The organism is Streptomyces sp. NPDC093544 (genome assembly GCF_040683495.1).
In the GTDB taxonomy this organism is placed as follows: domain Bacteria; phylum Actinomycetota; class Actinomycetes; order Streptomycetales; family Streptomycetaceae; genus Streptomyces.
On sequence record NZ_JBFBEA010000002.1, the window covers coordinates 337,424 to 360,039 of the forward strand.

Consider the following 22,616-nt stretch of genomic DNA (forward strand, 5'->3'; position numbering starts at 1 on the left):
GCGTGGGAGTTCAGCCGGCTCCGACGAACTCCTCGTACGCCGCCACCAGCCCGTCGACCGTCCCCCGGCCGGCGGGCCGCAGGGGCGACCGGACCGGACCCGCGGGCAGGCCCAGCGCGCCCAGCAGCCCCTTCGTCGTGACCGTGCCGGGCAGGCCGGTCGACATCATCAACTCGATGAGTGGGACGGCCCGTTGCTGGAGGCGGGCCGCCTCGGCGGTGTCCCCCGAGTCGAACGCGTCCAGGATCGCCCGGAACTGACGGGGCGCCACATTCGCGACGGTGCTGATGTATCCGCTGCCGCCGATCGCGCGCATCGCGAGGACGTACTCGTCGCAGCCGGTGTAGTACGCCAACTCCGTGCGGGCCAGCACCTTCTGGGTGCCCAGGAGGTCGTACGCGCAGTCCTTGACCGCCACGATCCTCGGGTGTTCGGCGAGGCGGATCATGGTGTCCGGCTCGATGCGGGTGCCGGTGCGACCCGGGATGTCGTACAGCGCGATCGGCAGCCCGGAGGCGTCGGCGATCTCCCGGAAGTGCGCCTCGACCGCCTCCTGCGGAGGCCTGCTGTAGTACGGCGTGACCACCAACAGGCCGTCTGCGCCCGCCTTTTCGGCCTCCAGCGCCAGCTCCACGGTGTGGCGGGTGTCGGCGGTGCCGACGCCCGCCACGACGGCGGCCCGGTCGCCGACCGTCTCGCGGACCGCCCGGACCAGCGCGGACTTCTCCGCGTCCGTCGTGGTCGGCGACTCACCCGTGGTCCCGGACAGGACCAGCCCGTCACAGCCCTCGGCGACCAGCCGGTCGGCGAGCAGCCGCGCCCCTTCGAGGTCCAGCGCACCCTCCTCGGTGAAGGGCGTGATCATGGCGCAGAGCGCGCGGCCGAAGGGCGGAGTGCTGTGGGCTGAGGTGGTCATGGTCATGGGAGTAGTGTCGGCAACCCGATCGTGAAGCTCCACTTAGTTCTTCTACGAGTTATGGGTAACGGATGCTACGTGGTTGGTGGGTGGTCCGCGCGAGGCCCAGGGTCTGTCCGGCGGATCAGGTCGGAGGAAATCGGCGGCGCCTCATTGACGCAGGTCGGCGTGCCAAGCCCCGTATCCGGCATGATCCGCCGGACAGGCCCTAGTGCCAACTCGGCTCTGCATGGGTCACCATGGCGAAGACGGAAGTCGACGGCAGATCGCGGGAGGCGTCATGAGGCTCGGCAAGGCACTCGCCACCGGAGTCGCGGAAGAGAAGGCTCACGTGCAGGACGAGGAACTCCAACTTCCTGAGGAAATGGAGGAGTTGGAGGCGTCCGCGCCCGAAGAGGTTCCGGTCGCCCGATGAGGCTGCGGCTCCCCGAGGAACGACCGACGGAGCCGCCGACCGGATACAAGATCGCCCACCCGGTGCTGTCCCAGGACGGCACCCGGGCCGGGTTCACCGGCGTCTCCCTGGGCGGCGCGCTGCCGTACGGAGTGCTGGACGAGGCGGGCTGTGTCTACGGACGGCGGCACCGTGCGCCGCACCGCCGCTGCGACTGTGGCTTCCACTGCGTGAACGAACGGGCCACGGCCGAGGCGTTGTTGTGCACCGCCGAACACCGGGCGGCCGTCCTCCTCGAAGTGTCCGTCCTGGGCGCCTACATCCGTTTCGAACGCGGCTTCCGCTACGGCCGCCAGCGGGTGCGGACCGCGACCGTCGGCCCGTGCGTGTGCGGTGCGGTGGCCGGCGCCCTGGCCGACGCGGGCTGGGGGCGGCCCGGGTGGCGCGCCCTGTCCGCCGCGTGCGCGGGATGCGTACGCGGTCGTACGTCGCTGTCTCTCGCCTCCTTCGCGCGGCTGGCCGGGGACGGGCTGCGGGTCCGGGCCGCCGCCAGTGGTGTGATGGACGTGACCGGCGGGCTCGGCGCGACCTCCGGGCTCGGTGTGTCCGAGCTGGTCGCTGAGGCGGCCCTGTTGCAGGCCCGACTCGACTGGTTCCAGAGCCAGTTGGCCCGGCTTGACGAGCGCGGGACGCAGGCTGGCTGATCAGCCAGCCAGCCAGCCAGCCAGCCAGCCAGCCAGCCAGCCAGCCGGGTGGGGGTCGGGAAGCTGTCGTATGCCCATCTAATCGAACTGGTGTCCGGCATACTGCCGGATGCTTCACCGACAACCCCAGCCGTCTGGACAAAAAAAGTGTTCGGTGAGACGGTGGAGTCATGTTGGACGTGACCGTGATCGAGGACGCAGAGGCCGCCGCCGTCTCACTTGACCCGATAAGGGCGAGGCTGCTGGCCGAGCTGGCCGCAGGCCCCGCTTCGGCCGCCATGCTGGCCGGCAAGGTCGGGCTGCCCCGGCAGAAGGTGAACTACCACCTCAAGACGCTGGAGCGGCACGGACTGGTCGAACTGGCGGGCGAGCGGCGCAAGGGCAATGTCACCGAGCGGCTGATGCGCGCGACCGCCGCGTCGTACGTGATCTCGCCGCTCGCGCTGGCCGCCGTACAGCCCGATCCGGACCGGTTCCGGGACCAGCTGTCCGCACGTTGGCTGCTCGCGCTCGGCGCCCGGCTCGTACGGGACGTCGGTTCGCTGATCACCGGCGCGGCGAAGGCGCGCAAGCGGCTCGCCACCTACGCGCTCGACGGACAGGTGACCTTCGCCTCGGCCGCCGACCGCGCCGCGTTCATCGAGGAGCTGTCGGTCGGTGTCAGCGGGCTGATCCGCAAGTACGACGCCCCCGACGCCGCGGGGGGCCGGAGTCACCGGATCGTCGTCGCGCTCCACCCCACGGTCAAACCCGAGACCCCGGCGGCCGAACTGCCCATCAGTACCGAGGAGTGACCACCATGTCCAAGGAATTCGAGAGCGCCCACGAGATCGAGATCGACGCCACGCCTGAGCAGGTGTGGGACGCGGTCACCGAAGGGGTCGGCGGCTGGCTGTGGCCGATGGAGGCGCCCGAGCCGCGTGAGGGCGGCGCCGGTCCCTTCGGGTCCACGATCACGACCTGGGACCCGCCGCACCGCTACATCAACCGTGTTGAGGACGTCGACGGCATTTCCGAGCAGACCCTCAACCAGCTCGACTACACCATCGAGCCGCGCGAGGGCGGCAGCCGGGCCTGGGTGCGGTATGTGCACAGCGGCATCTTCGTCGACGACTGGGACAACCAGTACGACGGCGCGAACAAGCACAACGCCTTCTACCTGCGCACCCTGCGCGAGTACGTGACGCACTTCAGTGGACGCCCGCTCACGTTCGCCATGTTCGACGGACCCGAGGCGTCCAAGGCGTCCGACGCCTTCGCCGCCGTAGGACATGCGCTCGGCCTCACGGACGGCACCGCCGAGGGCACGCGTGTGCAGGCCCGTGGGCCCGAGGGGCAACCCCTCGACGCCGTACTCGACTACCGCGACCCGTACTTCATCGGGCTGCGCACGGACAACGCCCTCATCCGGTTCTTCGGGCGCAACCACTGGGGTGCGCCGGTGGGCATCAGCATCCACGACTTCGCGCCCGACGCCGACGGCAAGCGCAACGAGGCTGCCTGGCAGGGCTGGTTGGACGGAGTTTTCACCGCCTGACGTGGTGCTGCACGCATGGGATGAGCCCGGCCCTCCGGACGACGGGGCCGGGCTCATCCGCACACAGGGTTACGGCTTGAACCGCAGCACCTGCGGGTCGTGGTCGCTGATCTGGTCGTTGAACTCCGAGTTGATGTGCACGCTGTCGTACTCGAAGTCGTCGTCCTTGCGGATCGACGGGCTGATCAGGATCTGGTCCAGGACCTGGCTGTTGCCCTGGTAGTCGTATGTGTAACGCTCGCTCTTCGGCAGCGACTTGATCGCCGACCAGAGCGCGCCGTCGTCCTCCAGGAGCTTCGCCGTGTCGGAGAACTCGAAGTCGTTGATGTCACCGAGGGTGATGACGTCCGCGTTCTTCTGGGCCGCGAGGATCTCCTTGACGAAGGTGTTCACCGCGGTTGCCTGGAGGTGACGCTGAGTCTCCGAGCTGCGCGCCGGCGGCTGGTACTGCGAGGTCAGACCCTGGTCGCCGCCCTTCGACGCGAAGTGGTTGGCGATCACGAAGACCGTCTTGCCGCGGAACACGAACTCGCCCGCGAGCGGCTTGCGGCTGGTCGTCCAGGCCGTGTTGGCCGGGTCGACACGGCCGGGGGAGGCCGTGAGGGCCGCCTTGCCGTGCACCTTGGTGACCCCGACGGCGGTCGTCGCGTCGCCGCCCGCGCGGTCCGTGAAGGAGACGCGCTCGGGGTTGAAGAGGAAGACCTGGCGGATGTTGCCGCCGGGCTCGCCACCGTCCGTGTTGTTCTCCGGGTCGATGGAGCGCCACTCGTACGCCGGGCCGCCCGCCGCGACGATCGCGTCGAGCAGCTTCTGTACGGTCTGGTCGGCTGCGACCGTGCCGTCGTTCGTCGCGCCGTTGTTGTCCTGGATCTCCTCCAGGGACAGGATGTCGGGCGACCGCAGATTGTTCACGATCGCGGACGCGTGGGCGGCGAACGAGGCGTCGCCCGGGTCCAGGTTCTCGACGTTGTACGTCGCCACGGCCAGCTCGCTCTTGGACTGCTTCTGCGTCGTCTCGCGCTCCAGGCCGCCCGCTTCCAGGGTCCCGATCTGGTTGGCGACGAGGGTGTAACCGCCGAAGGAGTTGTAGTCGAGCGGGCCCGCGGTGGTGCCCGTGAGCTCGTCGCCCACGTTCGCGGTCGGGAAGTCGGCGGTCGCGCCGAGCGACTGGATCTGCAGGCGTCCGGTGTTCTGCGAGGTGTACGAGCCGTACACCGTGCCGCCGCGGCGGTTGTCGTTCTCGTGCGGCTTCACCGTGACCCACAGCTCGGCGTACGGGTCGGTCGCGGTGACCACGCGGGCGTCGGAGACCCGGATGTTCATGCCCTCGAGGGACTCGTAGTAGTCCAGGGCGTACTTCTTCGGCTTCAGGGTCAGACCGTTGACCGAGCCGCTCGCGGCCGTGTCGCCGTCGGCGGAGTAGACGCTCGGGACCGACTTCGCGTTCACGACGGTGGCGGCCGGGACGGCGTTCCCGCTGGAGAGCACGGTCACCACCGGCTTGGTGATCTCCGTGATCGACTGGTTGCCGGACGCGGCGCCGCCCGGGACGTACTCCGAGACCGTGCCCGACACCGTGACCGAGTCGCCGACGGCGACCTTGGGGACGGAGCTGGTGAAGACGAAGACGCCCTCACTGGTGGCCGGGTTGTCGTCCGCGTTCGGGTCCTGGATCCAGAAACCCCGCGACGAACCGTAGGTGCGCACGCCCGTGACGATGCCCGCCACGTCCGTGACCGCCTGGCCCGCGTACGGGGAGATCCGAGTGGCGCCCTGGACATCGCGAATGTGAATCGTGTCCGCGTGGGCGGGTGTCGTGAGCACCACGGCGGAAACGGTGGAACAGACCGCGGCGACGGTCAGCGCGCCTATGCGCGCGGTTCTCCTGCTCGGCAAGGGAATCCCTCCGGGGACGTACGTGAGCGCCGGGACGAGGGTGGAGCGGTGGGAAAGCGCGGCCTGCGTGGGGTCGGTGACGCGCGTAGAAACTGGTGGGTCGGCAACCCTGATACTTCTACGCGCGTCAATCTCGTGCGTGAGCGGGGGAGTTGTCAAGGTTTCCGTGGTGTACGGCGCCCGTCAGGGACATGAACCGGGCGGCTTGGGTCTAAATCCGTCTAGGCTGAGCGGTCGGTGCGGCGCTTGTAATGTCGGTGTTGCTCGTATCGCAAGCGCTGTCCGCGTTGCCGACCCGCCTTGCCTGCCCGCACCGTATGTCCTGCTTGTCCGGAGGAGAATCCAGCCGATGTCAGACAGCTCCCCCTTGCCGCCGGCGCGGCTGCACTCCGAAGCCGAGCTGGCGCGGGACGCACTCGCCGCGCCGCTGCTCTCCCGCGCGGCCCGGCTCGCCCGCTGGGCCGGTCCAAAGACCCGGGTCGGCGCGGGCGGCGAACTCGCCGAGGAACAGCTCCCGGAGGCCGCCGCCGAACTCGGCCTCGCCGGTGACGAGGCGGCCGCGTTCGCAAGCGAGGCCTGGCGGGTCGCCGTGGACACCGGGCTCATTGAGATCGTGGACGAGGAGGAGGGGACGGTCACCGCGGGCGAGGACCTCGCGCTGCTCACCTCCGGGGCACCGCAGGACGTCCTCGCGGTGTGGCTGGGCGCGCTGGACACGGTGCTCGCCGACGCGAGCGTGCCCGACCTCGACGATCTCGTCGGCGCCATCGACGAAGGCGGCGAGATCGACCTCTCGTCCCTGGACTGGGATCCGGAGGCGGAGGCCGAGTTCCTCGACGGGGTGCTCGGCAACCTGTACCTGCTCACCGTGGGCGAGGAGGGGCCCGGCGACGGTCCGGTGCCGCTGCCCGCCCTCGCCGCGTCGATGATCGTTCCCGATGACATGGGGGAGCCGACCAACGACGTCCTGGAACAGGTGTCGGACGCGATGATGCGGCTCGACGACCAGTTCCGGCTCCTCGAACCCATCGGGATCGTCGACTTCCAGCCGGTCGACGAGGCGTTGATGGCGGAGCCCGACGAAGAGTCGGCGGAGCCCGCGGCGGCCTTCGACGACACGGATGTCACGCGGTACGGGATGGTGCGGCTGACGCCGCTCGGGCTGTACGGGATCCGGGCGCGGCTCCTCGAAGCCGGGCTCACCGCTCCCGCGGTCGGGGACCTGGCCGACAAGGGGGCCGACGTGCTCCTCGACGGCACGTCCGCCTTTCCGCCGGCCGCGGCGCAGGCCGAGACCGAACAGTGGCTCGCCCGGCGCGAACCCCTGCCGGCCGCACGCGAGTTGCTTGCCGCGGCCCGTGGAGCCGACAGCGGAGCGCCGCTGCGCCGCCTCCGTTGTCAGCAGGCGCTCTCCCTCGTCGGCGTCGACGCGGAACCCGCCCTCCGTGAAGTCCTCGACGACGCCGAGTTGGGCGGGCTCGCACGGGTCTGGCTGAGCGAGCACGGGGCGGCCGACGTACCCGTTCCGTCCGAGGCCATGGTCTTCTGGCTCACCATCGACACACTGGCCGCGCAGCTCGCGGCCGAAGGCAACTCGGCCGAACTGCAGGCCCTTGTGGAGGGCCTCGCCCAGCAGTACAGCAGCTTCTTCGCCGCGGCCTGGAGGGTCGAACACCCGGCCACGCCGGACGTGCTGGAGGCGATGGGGAGGCTGCACCCGGACAAGAAGGTGGCCAAGGAGGCTCGTAAGGCGGCGTTCAAGGCGCGGTCGCAGCAAGGGGGTTGAGGCGGCGGCGCGGCGGCACGGGGCGGAGGCACGGCGCGGCGCAGAGGCGGACCGAGAGCGCGGAACAGCGGCGGGGGCAAGGTTTGCCCCCGCCGCTTAATGCGTCCGGTTGGTGCGTGGTGCGTGGTGCGTGGTGCGTGGTGCGTGGTGCGTGGTGCGTTCGTGCGGCTGTGTGGCTGTGCGTCGTGGGTCTGTGCTTCGTACGTGATGCGTCAGCTGTCAGCTGTCAGCACTGGTAGCGCGTCGTGTGCTTGAACGACGATGACGCGCCGTCGAAGCCGTACGTGCCGCGATATGCCGACGGGTTCTGGAACTCGCCGACGATGGTGATCGTCGTCGCCGAGGAGCCTTGGCCCGAACGCTTCGCGTCGAGGCGAATCGTTTCGCCGATGAAGCCGCCGGTCAGGTCCCAGGGGGCGTCGCTGATGCCGGAGGTGATCTTGCCACCGGTCACTACGTGCGGGTACGTGTTGGGGTTGTACCTCACCTCGATGGCGAAGGTCACCGCCCCGTTGTGCAGCTCCAGCTTGGCGTCGGTGGAGACCGACTCGGAGGTCAGGTCACGCTGCGCGGCGAACGCCTCGTCACGCGTCTTGACCTCCGCGCCCTGCGCGTTGTGGAAGCGGCGATCGGAGCCGGCCTGGCTCTTCTGCCGCTTTGCCTGCGTGGTCATGTGAATTCCCTCTTCCCGGGCGGGTGTTGAGTGACCGTCAGGCCAGCTGCTCGGCGATCTCGACCCTCAGCAGCGCGCGGACGTTCTCGATGTGGTTGGAGATGGTCACCACGGAGGACCCTGCGAAGAGCAGCCCCAGCGCGACGTTGTCGGTGGACGTGACCAGCGAACCCGAGTCGCCGCCCGCCGAGATGTTCGTCGTGAGGATCTGGTCCCTGAACCGGGCCGTCCCCGCCGTGCCGTAGTTGACGTCGATCGTCGCGTCGACCGCCATGATCCGGCCGAAGCTGATGTTCGTCGTACGGCCGGTCTTCTTCACCAGGTCGCCGACCGCCACATTGGACTTGCGGCGCCAGGCGCGCGGCGCACCGCTGAAGTACTGCTCACGCGTGGCGTCCTGGAACTCCACCGAAGCGAGCGCGCAGTCCACCACGTTGCTGTGACGCTCCAGCGGGATCTGCGGTGCGAACTGGATCGGGATGAGCCTGTCGAGCGTCCCGATGCGGTCCGCCGGGTCCGTGCCGCCGTCGAACACTCCGGGCTGCAGGATCGCGCTGCCCAGCTGTGCACGGTTGGAGTCGGCCAGCACGTGGTTGTTGGAGAGGATGTAGAACCTCACCGGTGTGCCGAGCCCGGGACCCGGGGGGTCCACGGAGGCGCCCGGCAGGAAGTCGTACACCACGCTGCCCAGCGTGCCCGCCGTCACTCCTACGTTCCCGACCGAGATTCCGGAAGGGGCCGGGCGCATACGGCGCTTGAGCAGCTGCGGCTCGAACGCGCCGAGTCCGCTGAGCTCTTCCAGCAACGGCGTGGAGAGGCCTGCCAGTTGCTCGGCCATGTTCCCGTCGGGCTGGTAGGCGCCGCCGCGCTCCTCGGCGCGGCCCGAGGCCCTGCGCTGCTGACGCTGCGCGGCGACATGGCCGACCGCGACGACGTCGGTGGGGGTGCCGTCGTCCATCCGGGCGGGGATGACGTCTCGCTCCGGAAGCTGGGACTCAGGAACCTTCTGGGTCACGAACACCAGCACGGCCGCTTCGCCTGTGGGCTGTCCGTCGATCCACTTCACGCCGTGGCCGAAGCCGACGACGTTGGCCAGCGGCGACTGCGGCCGCAGGAAGTCTGACATGGCTTGCTGGCGGGAGTTGTCGCTCAGTTGACCGCCAGTCGGTCCTCGCATCATTTCGGGCTGGCTCACGCCAGACCACCTCTTCAGTTTTCGGCTCTGGGTTCCTTACGGGCCGCGGCGCGGCAACTCAGCGCTCAGGGAGTCACAAGTTCTCTTCCTGAGCGCTCGGTTCACCGATCGCGAGCACGCGCACCGGTACGCCGTCGAACTCGTCCGGAACCACGTCTTGTTGAAGGAGCCGGTCACGGGGCACTTTCCGGATGACGAAGGACGATGATCACGTCCTGTCCCGAGTGCTCGTCCCTCCCGGTGCCGACTCCACTCACGTTGGCCGGCTTCATGAGCCGGTCCTCGTGGAGGCGTCATACCCGCTTCGCGTTCTTCGGGGCTCGCCTCCCCTTCGGGTGGTGTGCTCTTCCTGTCTATGGCCCGTTGTATCCCGAGTCAAGGCATTCTGGAATGAATCACGAGTTTCAGCACGATCCACCTGTGTTGACCTTGTTTACGAAGATTATTCCGCCTCACGGTTTGCATAGGTGGGGTCGGATGGGTTCACAGAAGCGGGACCTCTGATGTCTGCCTCTGTTCAACTCCCGTTCAGGCGCGGGCGGGACCGTGTGGCCGATACGGAGGTCCGCCACCCCGCCCCCACGACAGTCCCCATTCGACCGTCACAGGAGACACCATGTCGCTCACCCGTAGGGACTTCGCCAGGCAATCCGCTGTCACCGGTGCCGGTGTCGCGCTGGCCGGCAGTGTCGGCGCCCTCGCCACCGCGCCGAACGCCCTCGCGTCCACGGAAACCGAGACCGAGGGTGACGATGAGGGCGCGGAGGTGGCGGGCCACCATTCCGGCGTCGGCTACGGCCCGTTGATCCCCGATCCGAAGGGGCTGCTCGCGCTGCCCGCCGGGTTCTCGTACCGCGTCATCACCTACAGCGGTAGGACCAAGCTGGAGTCGGGCGAGTTCACGCCGTCCAACCACGACGGCACGTCCACCTTCGACGGGTCGCGCGGCACCACCCTGCTGGTCAACAACCACGAGCTGGCCGGCCCCCGCGCCCAGTGGCCCCACCCGGTGCCGCTCACCGAGGGCCTGGTCTACGACCCGGCCGCGGCCGGCGGCTGCACGGTCGTCGAGATCCGCCCCGGCGGCCATGTCGCCGAATGGGTCGGCATCGCGGGCACCGCCACCAACTGCGCCGGCGGCAACACCCCTTGGGACACCTGGCTGACCTGCGAGGAGACCGAGGATAAGGCCGGCACCAACGGCTTCACCAAGGACCACGGCTACGTCTTCGAGGTCGACCCCAAGGACCGCCGCCGCAACAAGAACCCCAAGCCCATCAAGGCACTCGGCCGCTACGCCCACGAGGCCGTCGTCGTCGACCCCAAGCGCGGCCGCCTCTACCTCACTGAGGACGCCTCGGGCCCCAACGGGCTCCTGTACCGCTGGACCCCGCCGCAGGGCTTCGAGCACGGACACGGCCAACTGGCCACCCTCGCCGCCGACGCCGGCGCGTACCAGGCCTTCAAGTGCTTCGACTCCGGCGGCAAGTTCGTCGACGACCTCTCCCGCGCCACGAAGATCGGCACGGTGTACGGCGTCGACTGGGTCGACGTCCCCGACCGTGACGCCAGGACCGTCTCCGTCCGCAAGCAGTTCACCGACAGCCAGGTCACCCGTGCCCGCAAGCTCGAAGGCATGTGGTGGGGCGACGGCGGCGTGTACATCGTCTCCTCCTACGCCCGCACCGAGAGCCCCGGTCAGGCACACGACGGCGCCGTCTGGTTCTACGACCCCAAGCGCCGCACCCTGACGCTGAAGGTCCTGATCGGCGTGAACCCCGACCCGTCCGTCGACGGCGCCCTGGACGGCCCCGACAACATCACCGTCTCCCCGTACGGCGGCCTCGTCATCGCCGAGGACGGCTCGGGCATCCAGCACCTGTTCGGCGCCACCGACAGCGGTCGTACGTACCCGATCGCGCGCAACGAACTGAACGTCGGCACCGAAGCGGCCCCGGAGTACAGCGAGTTCACCGGCGTCACGTTCTCGCCCGACGGCAAGACGCTGTTCGCCAACATCCAGGTGCCGGGAATCATGCTGGCCATCAAGGGCCCCTGGAAGCGCCAGAAGCGCGGATAGTTAATTCGCTCGCTCGCCCCGCGGTACGCCTCTTAGAGTGATGCATGTCCAGGTGCGAAGGCAGGACCTACTTCCACTCATAATGGGGCGGCCGCGGGTTCGAGTCCCGCCACCGGTACAACTCGCCGGTGTAGCTCAGGGGTTAGAGCACCTACGTCGGTTCCGCCGGCCTTGAACTCTGGACACCACAACTTCATGCACCTCCCGGTGCGCAGGCTGCGGCTACTTCTCTTCCAAAGAATCCAGGCCGCCGCCGACTTGATCTCGGGAGGCGCAGCCAATGGTGTGTGCCCGGTGCGCAGGCAACGGTTACTTCTGGGATCGGAAGGTTGCGGGTTCAAATCCCGTCATCGACCTCGGGTCGGTGTAGCTCAATTTGGTAGAGCGTCTGAATAAGTCCGTCGCCGACCTCTGAACTCGGGCACGCTCCATTTGCTGCGCCTCCCTCCGGTACACCAATGAATTCGGGGGGAATTCACCATGGCGCGATTCAACACCAAGTCCGCGAAGGCACAGCCCACTTCGCGTGTGACGTCGACGGGGCGTGTGCTCCGTACCTACGAGGGCGGCCGAGGTCACGAGCGTGACCAGCGCTCCGAGCTCTTTCTGCTCGCCGTGGCCAACTTCGTCTCGCAGCAGACCTTTTACGAGACCGGCGCGGACCGCGACGACCGGTTCGCCGCGCTGGTGCGTGAGCTTGCCGTCGCGGACCCGTCGTGGACGGCCGCCCTGCTCGGCTGGCTGCGCGGCGAGGGCAACCTCCGTACGGCCTCCATCGTGGGCGCCGCCGAGTACGTGAAGGCACGCCTCGACGCGGGCGCCACCGACGGCCCGGCGAACCGCCAGGTCATCGCCTCCGTGCTGCGGCGTCCCGACGAGCCCGGCGAGCTGCTCGCGTACTGGACCTCCCAGTACGGCCGCAACGTGCCCAAGCCCGTCAAGCGGGGTATCGCGGATGCCGTACGACGTCTCTACAGCGGCAAGTCGCTGCTGAAGTACGACACCGCGTCCAAGGGTTACCGCTTCGGCGACATCCTCAACCTCGTGCACGCGGCGCCGGACCCCGACAAGGCGTGGCAGGGCGAGCTGTTCCAGTACGCCCTGGACCGGCGCCACAACCCGGACACGGCGGTGCCGCCCGCGTCGAACCGTGTGCTCGTCGCGCACCGCGAGTTGATGGCGCTGCCGGTCGCCGAGCGGCGCGCGGTCGTGACCGCGTCCGACGGTGCCGAGCGGCTCGCGGCTGCCGGCATCACCTGGGAGGCGCTGGCCGGCTGGTTGCAGGGGCCGATGGACAAGGCGGCCTGGGAGGCCGTCGTTCCGTCCATGGGCGCGATGGCGTTGGTCCGGAACCTCCGGAACTTCGACGAGGCGGGTGTCAGTGACGAAGTGGCGGCTCAGGTCGCCGCCAAGATCAGTGATCCGGCGGAGGTGGCGCGCTCGCGGCAGTTCCCGTTCCGGTATCTCGCCGCGTACCAGCACGCGCCTTCGCTGCGCTGGTCGTACCCGCTGGAGCAGGCGCTCGGTCACTCGCTGGCCAATGTGCCCGCGCTGCCCGGGCGGACGCTCGTCCTTGTCGACCGGTCCGGCTCGATGTTCTTCTCGCGGCTGTCGGACCGCTCGGAGCTCAACCGGGCCGACGCGGCGGCGATCTTCGGTACGGCGCTCGCGATGCGGGCGGCGGACGCGGATCTCGTCGAGTTCGGTACGAGCAGCAAGCGTGTGAAGTTCCGCCGGGGTGAGTCGGTACTCAAGGTGCTGGAGCGGTTCGGTGACCTTGGCGGTACCAACACGACCGAGGCGGTCCGCCAGCACTACAAGAAGCACGACCGGGTGCTGATCGTCACCGACGAGCAGGCCGCGGCCAGCTACTACGGTGACGCGACCGAGCAGGTCCCGGCGCAGGTGCCGGTCTATACGTGGAACCTTGCCGGGTACCGGGCCGGGCACGGTCCGTCCGGGAAGGGGAACCGGCACACGTTCGGGGGGCTCTCGGACGCGGCTTTCCGGATGGTGCCGCTGCTGGAGTCGGCGCGCGATGCCGACTGGCCCTGGGGAGTCTGAGTGAGGTGGGGTGCGGCCCGTACTTCGGTACGGGTCGCACTCTTGTGCGGGGCGGGATCTGACATCTAACATTTCAGTTCATGGAGGCAATACGGCCCGTGCGCCGGACCCTGCTCAGGGACCGCGCGTACGAGGCGATACGGGACGCCATCGTGTCCGGTGAGATCGCACCGGGCGCGGTGGTGCGGGACGCCGAACTGGCCGAACTGCTCGGCCTCTCGCGGGCGCCGGTGCGCGACGCCTTCTCCCGGCTGGTCGACGAGGGCCTGCTGGAGTCCAAGCCGCAGAGCTACACGCGGGTTACCCCGGTGGTTGCCGCCGAGGTGCGGGACGCCGCGGCCGTCGTCGGTGCCATGCACGAGCTGGTCACGCGGGCGGCCGTGCCCCGGCTTCTCGCGGAGCACATCGGCGCCATGCGGGACTCCAACGTGCGGTTCGCGGACGCCGTACGGGGCGGTGACGTGGACGGCGCCCTGCGTGCCGACGACGCGCTGCACGACGTACTGGTCCGAGTGAGCGGCAACCGTGCCGCCGCCGCCACCATCGCCCGGTACAGCCCGCTGATCCGGCGTCTGGAGCGGCGCCGCTTCGGCGAGGGCGGCAACTGCCGTTCGGCCGGGCTGCATGACGAGTTGATCGACGCCTGTGCCCACGGCGATGTGGACAAGGCCGTCCGCGTCACGGCGGAGATCTGGCGCGGCCTCGAAGGTCTGGCGGACCTGGTGGTCCCGGCGGACCTGGAGGTCCCGGCCGACCTGGCCGATCTGGATACCTGATCTGACCTCTGATCCGGGGAGGACTCATGTCCCTTGCTTCGTACGCCCGTTACCCGCTGCTTTTCGGTGCCTCGCCCGTGCACCCGCTGGAGCGGCTCACCAAGCACCTCGGCGGCGCCGCGCTCTGGGCCAAGCGCGAGGACTGCAACTCCGGTGTCGCGTACGGCGGGAACAAGACCCGCAAGCTGGAGTACCTCGTCGCCGACGCGCTTGCCCAGGGCTGCGACACGCTCGTCTCGATCGGCGGCGTGCAGTCCAACCACACCCGGCAGGTCGCGGCCTGTGCCGCGCGGGCCGGGCTCAAGTGCGTTCTGGTGCAGGAAAGTTGGGTCGAGTGGCCCGACTCCGTGTACGACAAGGTCGGGAACATCCTCATCAGCCGGCTCGTCGGCGCCGATGTGCGGCTCGTGCGGGCCGGGTTCGGGATCGGGTTCAAGGAGAGCTGGGAGCAGGCGCTGCGGGAGGTGGTGGAGGCGGGCGGCAAGCCGTACGCCATTCCCGCCGGGGCCTCCGATCATCCGCTGGGCGGGCTGGGATTCGCCGGGTGGGCATACGAAGTCGCCCAGCAGGAAAAGGAGTTGGGGGTTTTCTTCGACACCGTCGTGGTGTGTTCGGTGACCGGGTCGACCCAGGCGGGCATGGTCGCCGGGTTCGCCGCTCTGGAGGAGGCGGGCGGGCGGCCGCGGCGCGTCATCGGGATCGACGCGTCGGCGGCGCCCGCCCGTACCCGTGAGCAGATCGCCCGGATCGCCCACGGGACGGGGCAACTCATCGGTGTGGAGAAGGAGTTGACCGAGGCGGACGTCGAGCTGGACGAGCGGTATCACGCGGGCACGTACGGGATCCCGGACGAGGCCACGCTGGACGCGATGCGGCTTGCGGCACGGACGGAGGGGATGGTCACCGATCCCGTGTACGAGGGGAAGTCGATGGCCGGGATGGTGGATCTCGTGGCGCGCGGCGAGATCGGACGGGACTCGACTGTGCTGTACGCCCATCTCGGCGGTCAGCCTGCCTTGAACGCTTACAGCGCGTTGTTCTGAGGATGCGTGTGGTGGGCTCTGAGGCCTGTGGTGGGTTCTTTTGAGTACGCCTACCGCGTGCCGTTCTGAGCCGGCTGCTTGCGCCCCGTGATGACCAGCACCGTGACCAGTAGCGCCGTCAACGCGATCAGTGAGCCGACCCCGAACGCCCGGGCCGCGCCCTCTGTGAGGATCGCGGACGGGAAGCCGGTCGCGTGCCGGGTCGCCGTGCCGTAGACGCTGACATAGCCGTCGCCGGGGTCGAGCCGCCTGAGCCAGCCGGCCGAGGCCACGAGCAGCGTCATGCCGGTGATCAGCAGCGGCTTGGAGCCGTAGCGCTGGAGCGGTCGCGGGTAAGATACGGAGAGAGCCCCCGGTTGGCAAGGAGTATCTGAATGACGCAGGTCAAGCCGATGCGGGCGGATGCGCGGCGGAACTATGAGCGGCTGGTCAAAGAGGCGGCGGTCGCCTTCGCCGAGCACGGGGAGGGTGCGTCGCTCGACGACATCGCCAAGAAGGCCGGGGTCGGGTCCGGGACGCTGTACCGGCACTTTCCGAGTCGGCAGACGCTGCTGGAGGCCGTCTACGTCGACACCATCGAGGCGATCGCCGCTCGCGCGGACGAGATCGCGGCGGTGTTGCCGCCCGGCGAGGCGCTGTTGGAGTGGCTGAACGAACTGAGCGTGGCCATGATCCAGGTCCGTGGGCTGAAGGCGTTGCTCGGCTCGGCCGTCGCGGACGGGAGTTCCGCTGTGCTGACCTCGTGCGGGATCTCGATGAGGGGGGCGTCCACTCGGCTGGTCGAGGCGGCTCAGCGGGAGGGGACGCTGCGGGGGGATGTGCTGCCGGTTGAGGTGCTGCGGCTGGCCCATGGAGTCGCCAGTGCGTCGGAGTTGGCCGATGGCGAGGGGAAGCACATCCGGCGGTATCTGACGCTGCTTATGGAGGGGCTTCGGGGTTAGGTGCCGGGTGCGTCCTGCGTGCCTGCTGTCCGGTGTGCGTGCCGGGTGCGTCCGGTGGGTGGGTCGGGGGCGTGCCGGTACGTCCCGCCCGTCGCCGCCGGATCAGACGTCGGGCAGGATGCGGGGGTCCGGTGACGCGAACGTACGCGACGGGCATCTGGACGTACCGGCACGCCCCCTTCCGCCGTCATTCGGCTGCGGGTGCGGAGGGGGCAGTGGTGTGTGGTTTCGGTGTTCGGTTGGTCAGAGGGACTTGGCTGCTGGTTTGACCATGCCTCGGACCGTGCGGGACTTGACGAACTCGCCCAGGGCTGTCATTTCCCATTCGCCGGAGAACTGCTTGATCAGCTTGGCCATGATGACGCCGGTCTGGGCTTCGGCGCTGGTGAGGTCGAAGCGGACGAGTTCTTCGCCTGAGGCGGCGTCGATGAGGCGGCAGTAGGCCTTGGCCACCTCGGTGAACTTCTGGCCGGAGAAGGAGTTGACCGTGAAGACCAGGCCCGTGACCTCCTGCGGGAGACGGCCCAGGTCTACGACGATCACCTCGTCGTCGCCGCCGCCCTCGCCCGTGAGGTTGTCGCCGGAGTGCTTGATCGCGCCGTTCACGATGGAGAGCTTGCCGAAGTAGCAGCTGTCGATGTGGTTGCGCTGCGGGCCGTAGGCGATGACCGAGGCGTCCAGGTCGATGTCCTTGCCGCGGAACGCGGGCTCCCAGCCGAGGCCCATCTTGACCTGGGAGAGGAGCGGGCGGCCGCCCTTGACCAGGGAGACGGTCTGGTTCTTCTGGAGGCTTACCCGGCCCTTGTCCAGGTTGATCTTGCCGGAGGTGGGAGGGGCCGCGGCGGTGGCGGGGGGAGCGGACGGGGGCGGCGGGGGCGTCACCTGGGGTTGTGCGGCCGGGGTGGGCGTGGGGGCTGCCGGCTGGGCCGGGGCCGGTTCTTCCACCGAGACGCCGAAGTCCGTGGCGATGCCTGCCAGGCCGTTGGCATAGCCCTGGCCTACCGCTCGGGCCTTCCACGCGCCGTTGCGGAGGTAGACCTCCACGATCACCAGGGCCGTCTCCGTGCCCAGTTGGGGCGGGGTGAACGACGCCAGTACGGAGTTGTCGTCCGCGTTGCGGATCGTGGCCGTGGGCTCGATGCCCTGGAAGGTCTGGCCTGCCGCATCCGGGCTTGCCGTGACGACGATCTTCTCGATGCCCGGGGGGACCGCGGCCGTGTCGACCGTGATCGTGTCGGGGGCCGTGCCGCCGCCCGAGCGGTACGTCACTCCCGGGCCCGTGGGCTGGTTGAAGAAGATGAAGTCGTCGTCGGAGCGCACCTTGCCGTCGGCGGTGAGCAGCAGGCTCGATACGTCGAGCCGCACCGGGGCGGCGACGTCCACCGTCACGCGAGCGACGGGGAGAGGGATGTTCGAGCCTGGCGTCATAGCTGTCATGACTGAGGTAACGAGCGAGGGCGCTTTACCGTTCCCTTACCAAACGAGGAGTTGGTCCGGGTGGGGGATGGGACCCTGCCCGGACCGACGCCGGCCTGTCTTACGGCACCACCACGATCTTCCTTCCCACCCCCGACGCGAACTGCTCCAGCGCCTGGGGGTACTGGTCCAGAGGCAGGCGGTCGCTGATGAAGACGTCGGGGTTCAGGACACCGGTCGCGAACAGTTCCGCCGCGCGTTCGAAGCTGTGCAGGACTGCCATGGAGCCGGTGATCGTGATCTCTTGGTTGTAGATGCGGTACGGGTCGATGGTGACCCGGGTCGCGTAGTCGGCCACTCCGAACTGGAGGAAGGTGCCGGCCTTCGCGACGCGGTCCAGGCCGTCCTGGATCGCCGCCGCGTTGCCTGTCGCGTCGATGACCAGGTCCCAGCCCTGGGGGCGGTCCAGCTCGTCGGCGTTCGTGGCTGAGGAGGAGACGCCCAGTTGCTGGGCCGTCGCCAGGCGCTGCTGGTTGAGGTCGACGACGTCCACGCTTGCCGCGCCCGTGCGCTTCGCCAGTTCCAGCATCATCAGGCCCATGGTTCCGGACCCGTAGATGAGGACGTGGGCGCCCAGGCGGGAGTTCAGGACGTCGTAGCCGCGTACCGCGCAGGACAGGGGTTCGACGAGGGCCGCGTCCTGGGTGCGGACGTGCTCCGGGAGCTTCACGCAGTTGGCTACGGGGGCTACGGCGAACTGGGCGGCGCCGCCGGCCGTCGTGACGCCGATCGCGGCCCAGCGTTCGCAGAGGTTGTTGTGGCCCGTACGGCAGTACCGGCACTCGTAGCAGTAGAGGGAGGGGTCCACGGCCACCTGGTCGCCGACCGAGAGCTCCGTGACCTGGGTGCCGACGCCGACCACCTCGCCCGCGAACTCGTGACCCGGCACGATCGGCAGCTTGGGCGCGAACTCGCCCTGGAGGATGTGCAGATCGGTGCCGCAGAGGCCGCAGGCGGCGACCTCGACGACGACCTCTCGGGGGCCCGGCGTCGGGTCCGGGACCTCCGCCACCACGGCGCGGCCGATGGACTCGATGACTGCGGCCTTCATTTCACGGCTCCCAACGACAGGCCCTGGACCAGCTTGTCCTGGGCGGCGAATCCTGCGGCGAGCACCGGCAGGGAGATGACGAGCGACGCGGCGCACACCTTCGCCAGGAACAGGCCCTGGCTGGTGATGAAGCCGGTCAGGAAGACGGGGGCGGTCTCGGCCACCACGCCGGTGAGGACCCTTGCGAAGAGGAGTTCGTTCCAGCTGAAGATGAAGCAGATCAGGGCCGTGGCGGCGATGCCGGGCAGTGCGATGGGGGCCACTACCCGGGCGAGGATCGTCGGTAGCCTCGCGCCGTCGATCTGGGCCGCCTCGATCACCTCCACCGGGACCTCGGCGAGGAAGGACTGCATCATCCACACCGCGATCGGCAGGTTCATGGAGGTGTAGAGGATGACCAGGAGCCAGATGTTGTCCAGCATTCCGGTGTTCTTGGCGAAGAGGTAGATCGGGAGGAGACCCGCCACGACCGGGAGCATCTTCGTCGACAGGAAGAAGAACAGGACGTCCGTCCACTTCTTCACCGGGCGGATGGAGAGCGCGTACGCCGCCGGGAAGGCGAGGAGCAGGACGAGGAGGGTGGAGACCAGCGACGCCGTGGCTGAGTTGATGAGCGCCGGCCAGGGGCTTGCGCCGCCGCCGGTGCCGAAGAACTCGCGGTAGCCGTCGAGGGTGAGGGCCGCCCCGAAGGACGGGGGGTTTGTCGCCGCGTCCGTCTCGGAGTGGAAGGACGTCAGGGCCATCCAGGCGATGGGGAGGAAGAAGACGATTCCCAGCAGCCAGGCGACCAGGCCCAGGCCCGCTCCCCGCTTGCGGTGGGTGGGGCGGGTGGGGACCGTACGCGCGGGTGTTGCTGTCGCGGCCATCAGCGGGATCCCTCCTCGCGGAACAGGGACGAGACCACGCGCAGTGCGAAGGTCGCGATGATGATCGAGCCGATGACGACCAGGACGCCGGCGGCGGAGGCGAGTCCGTTCTCGTGGGCCTGGTAGAAGCTCTGGTAGACGGTGTACGGGAGGTTCGCGGTGCCCAGGCCGCCTGAGGTGATCGTGAAGACCGCGTCGAAGTTCTGGACGATGTAGATCGAGCCGAGCAGGGCGCCGAGTTCGAGATAGCGGCGCAGGTGGGGGAGCGTGAGGTAGCGGAAGACCTGCCAGCCGTTGGCGCCGTCCACCTTCGCGGCCTCGATCTGCTGGTGGTCGCGGCTCTGTAGGCCCGCGAGCAGGATCAGCATCATGAACGGGGTCCACTGCCAGACCAGGGATGCCTCGACGGCCAGGAGTGGTGTGTTGGAGATCCAGTCCGGTTCCGGGCCGCCCACATAGTGCAGCAAGCCATTGAGAAGGCCGTACTCCGGGTTGTAGAGCACATGCTTCCAGAGCAGGGCCGCGGCCACCGGGACGACCAGGAACGGTGCGATCAGGAGGGTGCGGACCAGGCCCCGGCCGCGGAACTTGCGGTCCAGGAGCAGGGCCAGGACCAGGCCGAGGACCAGGCTGACCAGGACCACGGTCACGGTCAGCAGGATCGTCGTCCAGACCGAGTGGCGCAGGTCGGCGTCGGACAGTACGTCCGTGTAGTTGCCGAAGCCCGTGAAGCGGCGGGCGTCCGGGTAGAGGGCGTTCCAGTCGAAGAAGGAGATCACCAGCGTGGCCACGAACGGGAGCTGGGTCACGACGACCATGAAGATCAGGGCAGGCAGGAGAGGGGCGCGGGTGGCCCAGGCGCGCATCCGGTCGGACGGCGGCTTTCGGGTGGCGGGTGCCGAAGCGGCGGTCAGGGGGGCTGTTGTCGTGGCGGTCATCGTCCCTCGTACTCCTTCGAGACCTCTTCGGCGAGACTCTGGGACTTCTTCAGGGCCGACTCGACGGACTGGCGTCCGGCGATGGCCGCGCTGATCTCCTGGGAGACCTTGGTGCCGAGATCGGTGAACTCGGGGATGCCGACGAACTGGATGCCCGGCGCGGGGCGCGGCTGCACTCCGGGGTCGGTGGGCTTGGCGCCCTCGATGGCTTCCTTCGTCATCTCCTGGAAGGCGCCGGCCTCCTTGAGGTAGTCGGCGTTCGTGTAGGTCGAGGCGCGCTTGCCTGCCGGGACGTTGGACCAGCCGATCTCGTCGCCGACCAGCTGCTCGTACTCCTTGCTTGACGCCCAGGAGACGAACTTCCAGGCCTTGTCCGGGTTCCTGGACGCGTCCTGGATGCCCCAGGCCCAGGTGTAGAGCCAGCCGGAGGAGTCGGTCTTCTCCACCGGCGCGGGTACGTAGCCGATCTTGCCCTTGACCGGGGAGTCGGCCGCCTCCAGTGAACCCGCGGCAGAAGTGGCGTCGTACCACATGGCCGTCTTGCTCTGGGTCATGTTGTTGAGGCACTCGGCGAAGCCGGACTGGGGAGCGCCCGACTCGCCGTGTTCGCGGACGAGGTCCACGTAGAACTTCGTGGCCGCCTCCCACTCGGGGGAGTCGAGCTGGGCGTTCCAGTCCTTGTCGAACCAGGTGCCGCCGAAGGTGTTCACGACGGTGGTGAGCGGGGCCATGACCTCGCCCCAGCCGGGCAGGCCGCGCAGACAGATGCCCTTCATGCCCGACTCGGCGCCGTCGGCCTGCGCGGCGAGGTCCGCGACCTGCTCCCAGGTGGGATGCGCCGGCATCGTGAGGCCCTTCTCGGCGAACACGTCCTTGCGGTACATCAGGAAGGACGACTCGCCGTAGAACGGCTGCCCGTAGAGCTTGCCGTCCTCGGCCGTGAGGGACTCCCGCATCGGCGCGAGGATGTCCTGCTCGTCGAAGGCGCTGTCCTTCTGCACGTACGAGTCCATCTCGTGCAGCCAGCCGTTCTTGGCGTAGATCGGGATCTCGTAGTTGCTGAGCGTGGCGACGTCGTACTGGCCCGCCTGGTTGGCGAAGTCCTGGCTGATCTTGTCGCGGACGTCGTTCTCCGGCAGCACGGTGAAGTTCACCTTGATGCCGGTCTCCTTGGTGAAGTGGGCGGCGGTGAGCTTCTGCAACTCGACCATCTGCGGGTTGTTGACCATCAGTACGTTGATGGAGTTCCCGCCGGAGCCCGCCCCGCCCGCTCCGGTCCAGCACCCGGAGAGCAGCGGGGTGAGCAGCGTCCCTGCGGCGGCCGCGGCGAGCAGTGCGCGCGGCCTCCGTCGGCTCGGGGTTCGCATGGATCACTCCTGGACGTAGACGTGAGGAAGATGACGTATGGGGAGATATGGGGCGCGGTGGGTGTGGTTGTGCCTGGGGTGGGTGAGTTGGGTTTTCGGACTCGGCGAAGGGGGGGTTGGTTTGTTTCTCAGACTCGGATGACCTGCGGGCCCTGCAGTGAGTACCGGTGTGCCTCGGACGCCGGAAGCAGCGTGCTTGTGACGATCGCCTCCAGAGAGCTGACGTCGGCGAACCGGCAGAAGCTGACCGCGCCGAACTTGGTGTGCACGCCCGCGAAGACCGTGCGCCGGGAGGCCCGGATCGCCTGGGCCTTGACCTCGCTGACCGCCGGGTCGGGGGTGGTGAGGCCGTGTTCGCGGGAGATGCCGTTGGCGCCGATGAACGCCAGGTCGATGACGAAGCCGGCGAGCATCTTCGTCGTCCAGTGGTCCACGGTCGCGAGCGTGCCGGGGCGGACCCGGCCGCCGAGCAGCAGAACGCTCGTGTTGTCGGCCTCGGCGAGCGCGCCCGCGGTGGCCAGGGAGGCGGTGACCACCGTCAGCTGCCGGTCCCTGGGCAGCGCCTCCGCGATGAGCTGCGGAGTGAACCCCTCGTCGACGAAGACCGTCTCGGCGTCCCCGAGCAGCTCGGCCGCGGCGGCCGCGATCCGGCGCTTCTCGGGCACCTGGCTCGTGGTGCGGAAGGCCAGCGTCGTCTCGAACCCGGCGCTCTCCACGGGATAGGCGCCGCCGTGGGTGCGGCGTACCAGGCCGTGGTCCTCCAGGGTGCGCAGATCGCGCCGTACGGTCTCCTTCGCGACGCCCAGCTCGGTGGCGAGTGCGGTGACGTCGACCGAGCCCGCTCGCCGGGCGGCCCGGACGATCTCGCGCTGACGCTCCTCCGCCGTCATGGCTGTCATGGCCGTCACCCGCT

The 22,616-nt window shown here is 68.9% G+C and carries 21 protein-coding genes; 10 read left to right on the forward strand and 11 right to left on the reverse strand.

Annotation, left to right across the window (positions count from 1 at the left end; translation table 11 throughout):
• Positions 1-10 precede the first annotated feature (10 nt).
• Positions 11-916: a 4-hydroxy-tetrahydrodipicolinate synthase gene (gene dapA, locus AB0N66_RS03840; RefSeq protein ID WP_365428478.1), complete on the reverse strand. Its 906-nt coding sequence runs from the start codon at positions 914-916 to the stop codon at positions 11-13.
• A gap of 280 nt (positions 917-1,196) precedes the next feature.
• Between dapA and AB0N66_RS03845 the strand changes: the two genes are divergently transcribed.
• From AB0N66_RS03845 to AB0N66_RS03860, 4 genes are all read left to right on the forward strand, one after another.
• Positions 1,197-1,331, forward strand: a complete 135-nt coding sequence (locus tag AB0N66_RS03845; protein WP_365428164.1) for a hypothetical protein — start codon at positions 1,197-1,199, stop codon at positions 1,329-1,331.
• Entirely contained in the window at positions 1,328-2,014 is a 687-nt protein-coding gene (locus AB0N66_RS03850; RefSeq protein WP_365428166.1) for a hypothetical protein, read from the forward strand. The genes AB0N66_RS03845 and AB0N66_RS03850 overlap by 4 nt, the downstream gene beginning before the upstream one ends.
• A gap of 170 nt (positions 2,015-2,184) precedes the next feature.
• Positions 2,185-2,808 carry a helix-turn-helix domain-containing protein gene (locus AB0N66_RS03855; protein WP_365428169.1) on the forward strand — a complete coding sequence of 208 codons (624 nt, stop codon included), beginning with the start codon at positions 2,185-2,187 and terminating at the stop codon, positions 2,806-2,808.
• A gap of 5 nt (positions 2,809-2,813) precedes the next feature.
• Entirely contained in the window at positions 2,814-3,551 is a 738-nt protein-coding gene (locus AB0N66_RS03860; RefSeq protein WP_365428172.1) for an SRPBCC domain-containing protein, read from the forward strand.
• 69 nt (positions 3,552-3,620) lie between these two features.
• Here the strand turns inward: AB0N66_RS03860 and AB0N66_RS03865 are convergent, their stop codons facing one another.
• Positions 3,621-5,447 (reverse strand): endonuclease/exonuclease/phosphatase family protein, encoded by a 1,827-nt coding sequence (locus AB0N66_RS03865; RefSeq protein WP_365428175.1) that lies wholly within the window; start codon positions 5,445-5,447, stop codon positions 3,621-3,623.
• A gap of 349 nt (positions 5,448-5,796) precedes the next feature.
• Between AB0N66_RS03865 and AB0N66_RS03870 the strand changes: the two genes are divergently transcribed.
• Positions 5,797-7,233, forward strand: coding sequence for a hypothetical protein (locus tag AB0N66_RS03870; RefSeq protein ID WP_365428178.1), 1,437 nt, complete (start codon positions 5,797-5,799; stop codon positions 7,231-7,233).
• 226 nt (positions 7,234-7,459) lie between these two features.
• On the opposite strand, the gene AB0N66_RS03875 is transcribed toward AB0N66_RS03870, so the two are convergent.
• Both AB0N66_RS03875 and AB0N66_RS03880 read right to left on the reverse strand, forming a co-directional pair.
• Positions 7,460-7,906 (reverse strand): hypothetical protein, encoded by a 447-nt coding sequence (locus AB0N66_RS03875; RefSeq protein WP_365428181.1) that lies wholly within the window; start codon positions 7,904-7,906, stop codon positions 7,460-7,462.
• Positions 7,907-7,943: 37 nt separating this feature from the next.
• Entirely contained in the window at positions 7,944-9,101 is a 1,158-nt protein-coding gene (locus AB0N66_RS03880; protein WP_365428184.1) for a hypothetical protein, read from the reverse strand.
• Between the two features lie 616 nt (positions 9,102-9,717).
• Here AB0N66_RS03880 and AB0N66_RS03885 point away from each other — a divergent pair.
• The 4 genes from AB0N66_RS03885 to AB0N66_RS03900 all read left to right on the forward strand — a co-directional run bounded on the left by AB0N66_RS03885 (position 9,718) and on the right by AB0N66_RS03900 (position 15,064).
• Positions 9,718-11,181 carry an alkaline phosphatase PhoX gene (locus tag AB0N66_RS03885; protein WP_365428187.1) on the forward strand — a complete coding sequence of 488 codons (1,464 nt, stop codon included), beginning with the start codon at positions 9,718-9,720 and terminating at the stop codon, positions 11,179-11,181.
• 480 nt (positions 11,182-11,661) lie between these two features.
• Positions 11,662-13,245 carry a TROVE domain-containing protein gene (locus AB0N66_RS03890; RefSeq protein ID WP_365428190.1) on the forward strand — a complete coding sequence of 528 codons (1,584 nt, stop codon included), beginning with the start codon at positions 11,662-11,664 and terminating at the stop codon, positions 13,243-13,245.
• An 80-nt stretch (positions 13,246-13,325) separates the two neighbouring features.
• Positions 13,326-14,021, forward strand: coding sequence for a GntR family transcriptional regulator (locus AB0N66_RS03895; RefSeq protein ID WP_365428192.1), 696 nt, complete (start codon positions 13,326-13,328; stop codon positions 14,019-14,021).
• 26 nt (positions 14,022-14,047) lie between these two features.
• Positions 14,048-15,064, forward strand: coding sequence for a 1-aminocyclopropane-1-carboxylate deaminase (locus AB0N66_RS03900; protein ID WP_365428195.1), 1,017 nt, complete (start codon positions 14,048-14,050; stop codon positions 15,062-15,064).
• A 50-nt stretch (positions 15,065-15,114) separates the two neighbouring features.
• On the opposite strand, the gene AB0N66_RS03905 is transcribed toward AB0N66_RS03900, so the two are convergent.
• Positions 15,115-15,348 carry a hypothetical protein gene (locus AB0N66_RS03905; protein ID WP_365428198.1) on the reverse strand — a complete coding sequence of 78 codons (234 nt, stop codon included), beginning with the start codon at positions 15,346-15,348 and terminating at the stop codon, positions 15,115-15,117.
• 90 nt (positions 15,349-15,438) lie between these two features.
• On the opposite strand from AB0N66_RS03905, the gene AB0N66_RS03910 reads away from it, so the two are divergent.
• Positions 15,439-16,005: a TetR/AcrR family transcriptional regulator gene (locus AB0N66_RS03910; RefSeq protein WP_365428201.1), complete on the forward strand. Its 567-nt coding sequence runs from the start codon at positions 15,439-15,441 to the stop codon at positions 16,003-16,005.
• A 243-nt stretch (positions 16,006-16,248) separates the two neighbouring features.
• Here AB0N66_RS03910 and AB0N66_RS03915 read toward each other — a convergent pair whose 3' ends face one another.
• The 6 genes from AB0N66_RS03915 to AB0N66_RS03940 all read right to left on the reverse strand — a co-directional run bounded on the left by AB0N66_RS03915 (position 16,249) and on the right by AB0N66_RS03940 (position 22,602).
• Positions 16,249-17,433, reverse strand: a complete 1,185-nt coding sequence (locus tag AB0N66_RS03915) for a TerD family protein (protein WP_365428481.1) — start codon at positions 17,431-17,433, stop codon at positions 16,249-16,251.
• Positions 17,434-17,542: 109 nt separating this feature from the next.
• The gene (locus tag AB0N66_RS03920) at positions 17,543-18,532 is read right to left on the reverse strand and encodes a zinc-dependent alcohol dehydrogenase family protein (RefSeq protein WP_365428204.1); all 990 of its coding nucleotides are present in this window, start codon (positions 18,530-18,532) and stop codon (positions 17,543-17,545) included.
• Complete coding sequence (locus AB0N66_RS03925) at positions 18,529-19,398, reverse strand: carbohydrate ABC transporter permease (RefSeq protein ID WP_365428207.1); 870 nt, start codon at positions 19,396-19,398, stop codon at positions 18,529-18,531. Before AB0N66_RS03925 ends, AB0N66_RS03920 begins: the two co-directional genes overlap by 4 nt.
• Positions 19,398-20,336: a sugar ABC transporter permease gene (locus tag AB0N66_RS03930; protein ID WP_365428210.1), complete on the reverse strand. Its 939-nt coding sequence runs from the start codon at positions 20,334-20,336 to the stop codon at positions 19,398-19,400. Before AB0N66_RS03930 ends, AB0N66_RS03925 begins: the two co-directional genes overlap by 1 nt.
• The gene (locus tag AB0N66_RS03935; protein WP_365428213.1) at positions 20,333-21,703 is read right to left on the reverse strand and encodes a sugar ABC transporter substrate-binding protein; all 1,371 of its coding nucleotides are present in this window, start codon (positions 21,701-21,703) and stop codon (positions 20,333-20,335) included. The genes AB0N66_RS03930 and AB0N66_RS03935 overlap by 4 nt, the downstream gene beginning before the upstream one ends.
• A 128-nt stretch (positions 21,704-21,831) precedes the next feature.
• Positions 21,832-22,602, reverse strand: a complete 771-nt coding sequence (locus tag AB0N66_RS03940) for a DeoR/GlpR family DNA-binding transcription regulator (protein ID WP_365428216.1) — start codon at positions 22,600-22,602, stop codon at positions 21,832-21,834.
• Between the last annotated feature and the right edge of the window lie 14 nt (positions 22,603-22,616).

What these genes read in the sequence shown, in the direction of transcription:
- AB0N66_RS03845 (WP_365428164.1), top strand. Translation starts at nt 1,197, where the DNA reads ATGAGGCTCGGCAAGGCACTCGCCACCGGAGTCGCGGAAGAGAAGGCT.
- dapA (WP_365428478.1), bottom strand. Translation starts at nt 916, where the DNA reads ATGACCACCTCAGCCCACAGCACTCCGCCCTTCGGCCGCGCGCTCTGC.
- AB0N66_RS03900 (WP_365428195.1), top strand. Translation starts at nt 14,048, where the DNA reads ATGTCCCTTGCTTCGTACGCCCGTTACCCGCTGCTTTTCGGTGCCTCG.
- AB0N66_RS03855 (WP_365428169.1), top strand. Translation starts at nt 2,185, where the DNA reads ATGTTGGACGTGACCGTGATCGAGGACGCAGAGGCCGCCGCCGTCTCA.
- AB0N66_RS03915 (WP_365428481.1), bottom strand. Translation starts at nt 17,433, where the DNA reads ATGACGCCAGGCTCGAACATCCCTCTCCCCGTCGCTCGCGTGACGGTG.
- AB0N66_RS03890 (WP_365428190.1), top strand. Translation starts at nt 11,662, where the DNA reads ATGGCGCGATTCAACACCAAGTCCGCGAAGGCACAGCCCACTTCGCGT.
- AB0N66_RS03875 (WP_365428181.1), bottom strand. Translation starts at nt 7,906, where the DNA reads ATGACCACGCAGGCAAAGCGGCAGAAGAGCCAGGCCGGCTCCGATCGC.
- AB0N66_RS03910 (WP_365428201.1), top strand. Translation starts at nt 15,439, where the DNA reads ATGACGCAGGTCAAGCCGATGCGGGCGGATGCGCGGCGGAACTATGAG.
- AB0N66_RS03920 (WP_365428204.1), bottom strand. Translation starts at nt 18,532, where the DNA reads ATGAAGGCCGCAGTCATCGAGTCCATCGGCCGCGCCGTGGTGGCGGAG.
- AB0N66_RS03870 (WP_365428178.1), top strand. Translation starts at nt 5,797, where the DNA reads ATGTCAGACAGCTCCCCCTTGCCGCCGGCGCGGCTGCACTCCGAAGCC.
- AB0N66_RS03850 (WP_365428166.1), top strand. Translation starts at nt 1,328, where the DNA reads ATGAGGCTGCGGCTCCCCGAGGAACGACCGACGGAGCCGCCGACCGGA.
- AB0N66_RS03895 (WP_365428192.1), top strand. Translation starts at nt 13,326, where the DNA reads ATGGAGGCAATACGGCCCGTGCGCCGGACCCTGCTCAGGGACCGCGCG.
- AB0N66_RS03940 (WP_365428216.1), bottom strand. Translation starts at nt 22,602, where the DNA reads ATGACAGCCATGACGGCGGAGGAGCGTCAGCGCGAGATCGTCCGGGCC.
- AB0N66_RS03930 (WP_365428210.1), bottom strand. Translation starts at nt 20,336, where the DNA reads ATGACCGCCACGACAACAGCCCCCCTGACCGCCGCTTCGGCACCCGCC.
- AB0N66_RS03860 (WP_365428172.1), top strand. Translation starts at nt 2,814, where the DNA reads ATGTCCAAGGAATTCGAGAGCGCCCACGAGATCGAGATCGACGCCACG.
- AB0N66_RS03935 (WP_365428213.1), bottom strand. Translation starts at nt 21,703, where the DNA reads ATGCGAACCCCGAGCCGACGGAGGCCGCGCGCACTGCTCGCCGCGGCC.
- AB0N66_RS03885 (WP_365428187.1), top strand. Translation starts at nt 9,718, where the DNA reads ATGTCGCTCACCCGTAGGGACTTCGCCAGGCAATCCGCTGTCACCGGT.
- AB0N66_RS03905 (WP_365428198.1), bottom strand. Translation starts at nt 15,348, where the DNA reads ATGACGCTGCTCGTGGCCTCGGCCGGCTGGCTCAGGCGGCTCGACCCC.
- AB0N66_RS03925 (WP_365428207.1), bottom strand. Translation starts at nt 19,398, where the DNA reads ATGGCCGCGACAGCAACACCCGCGCGTACGGTCCCCACCCGCCCCACC.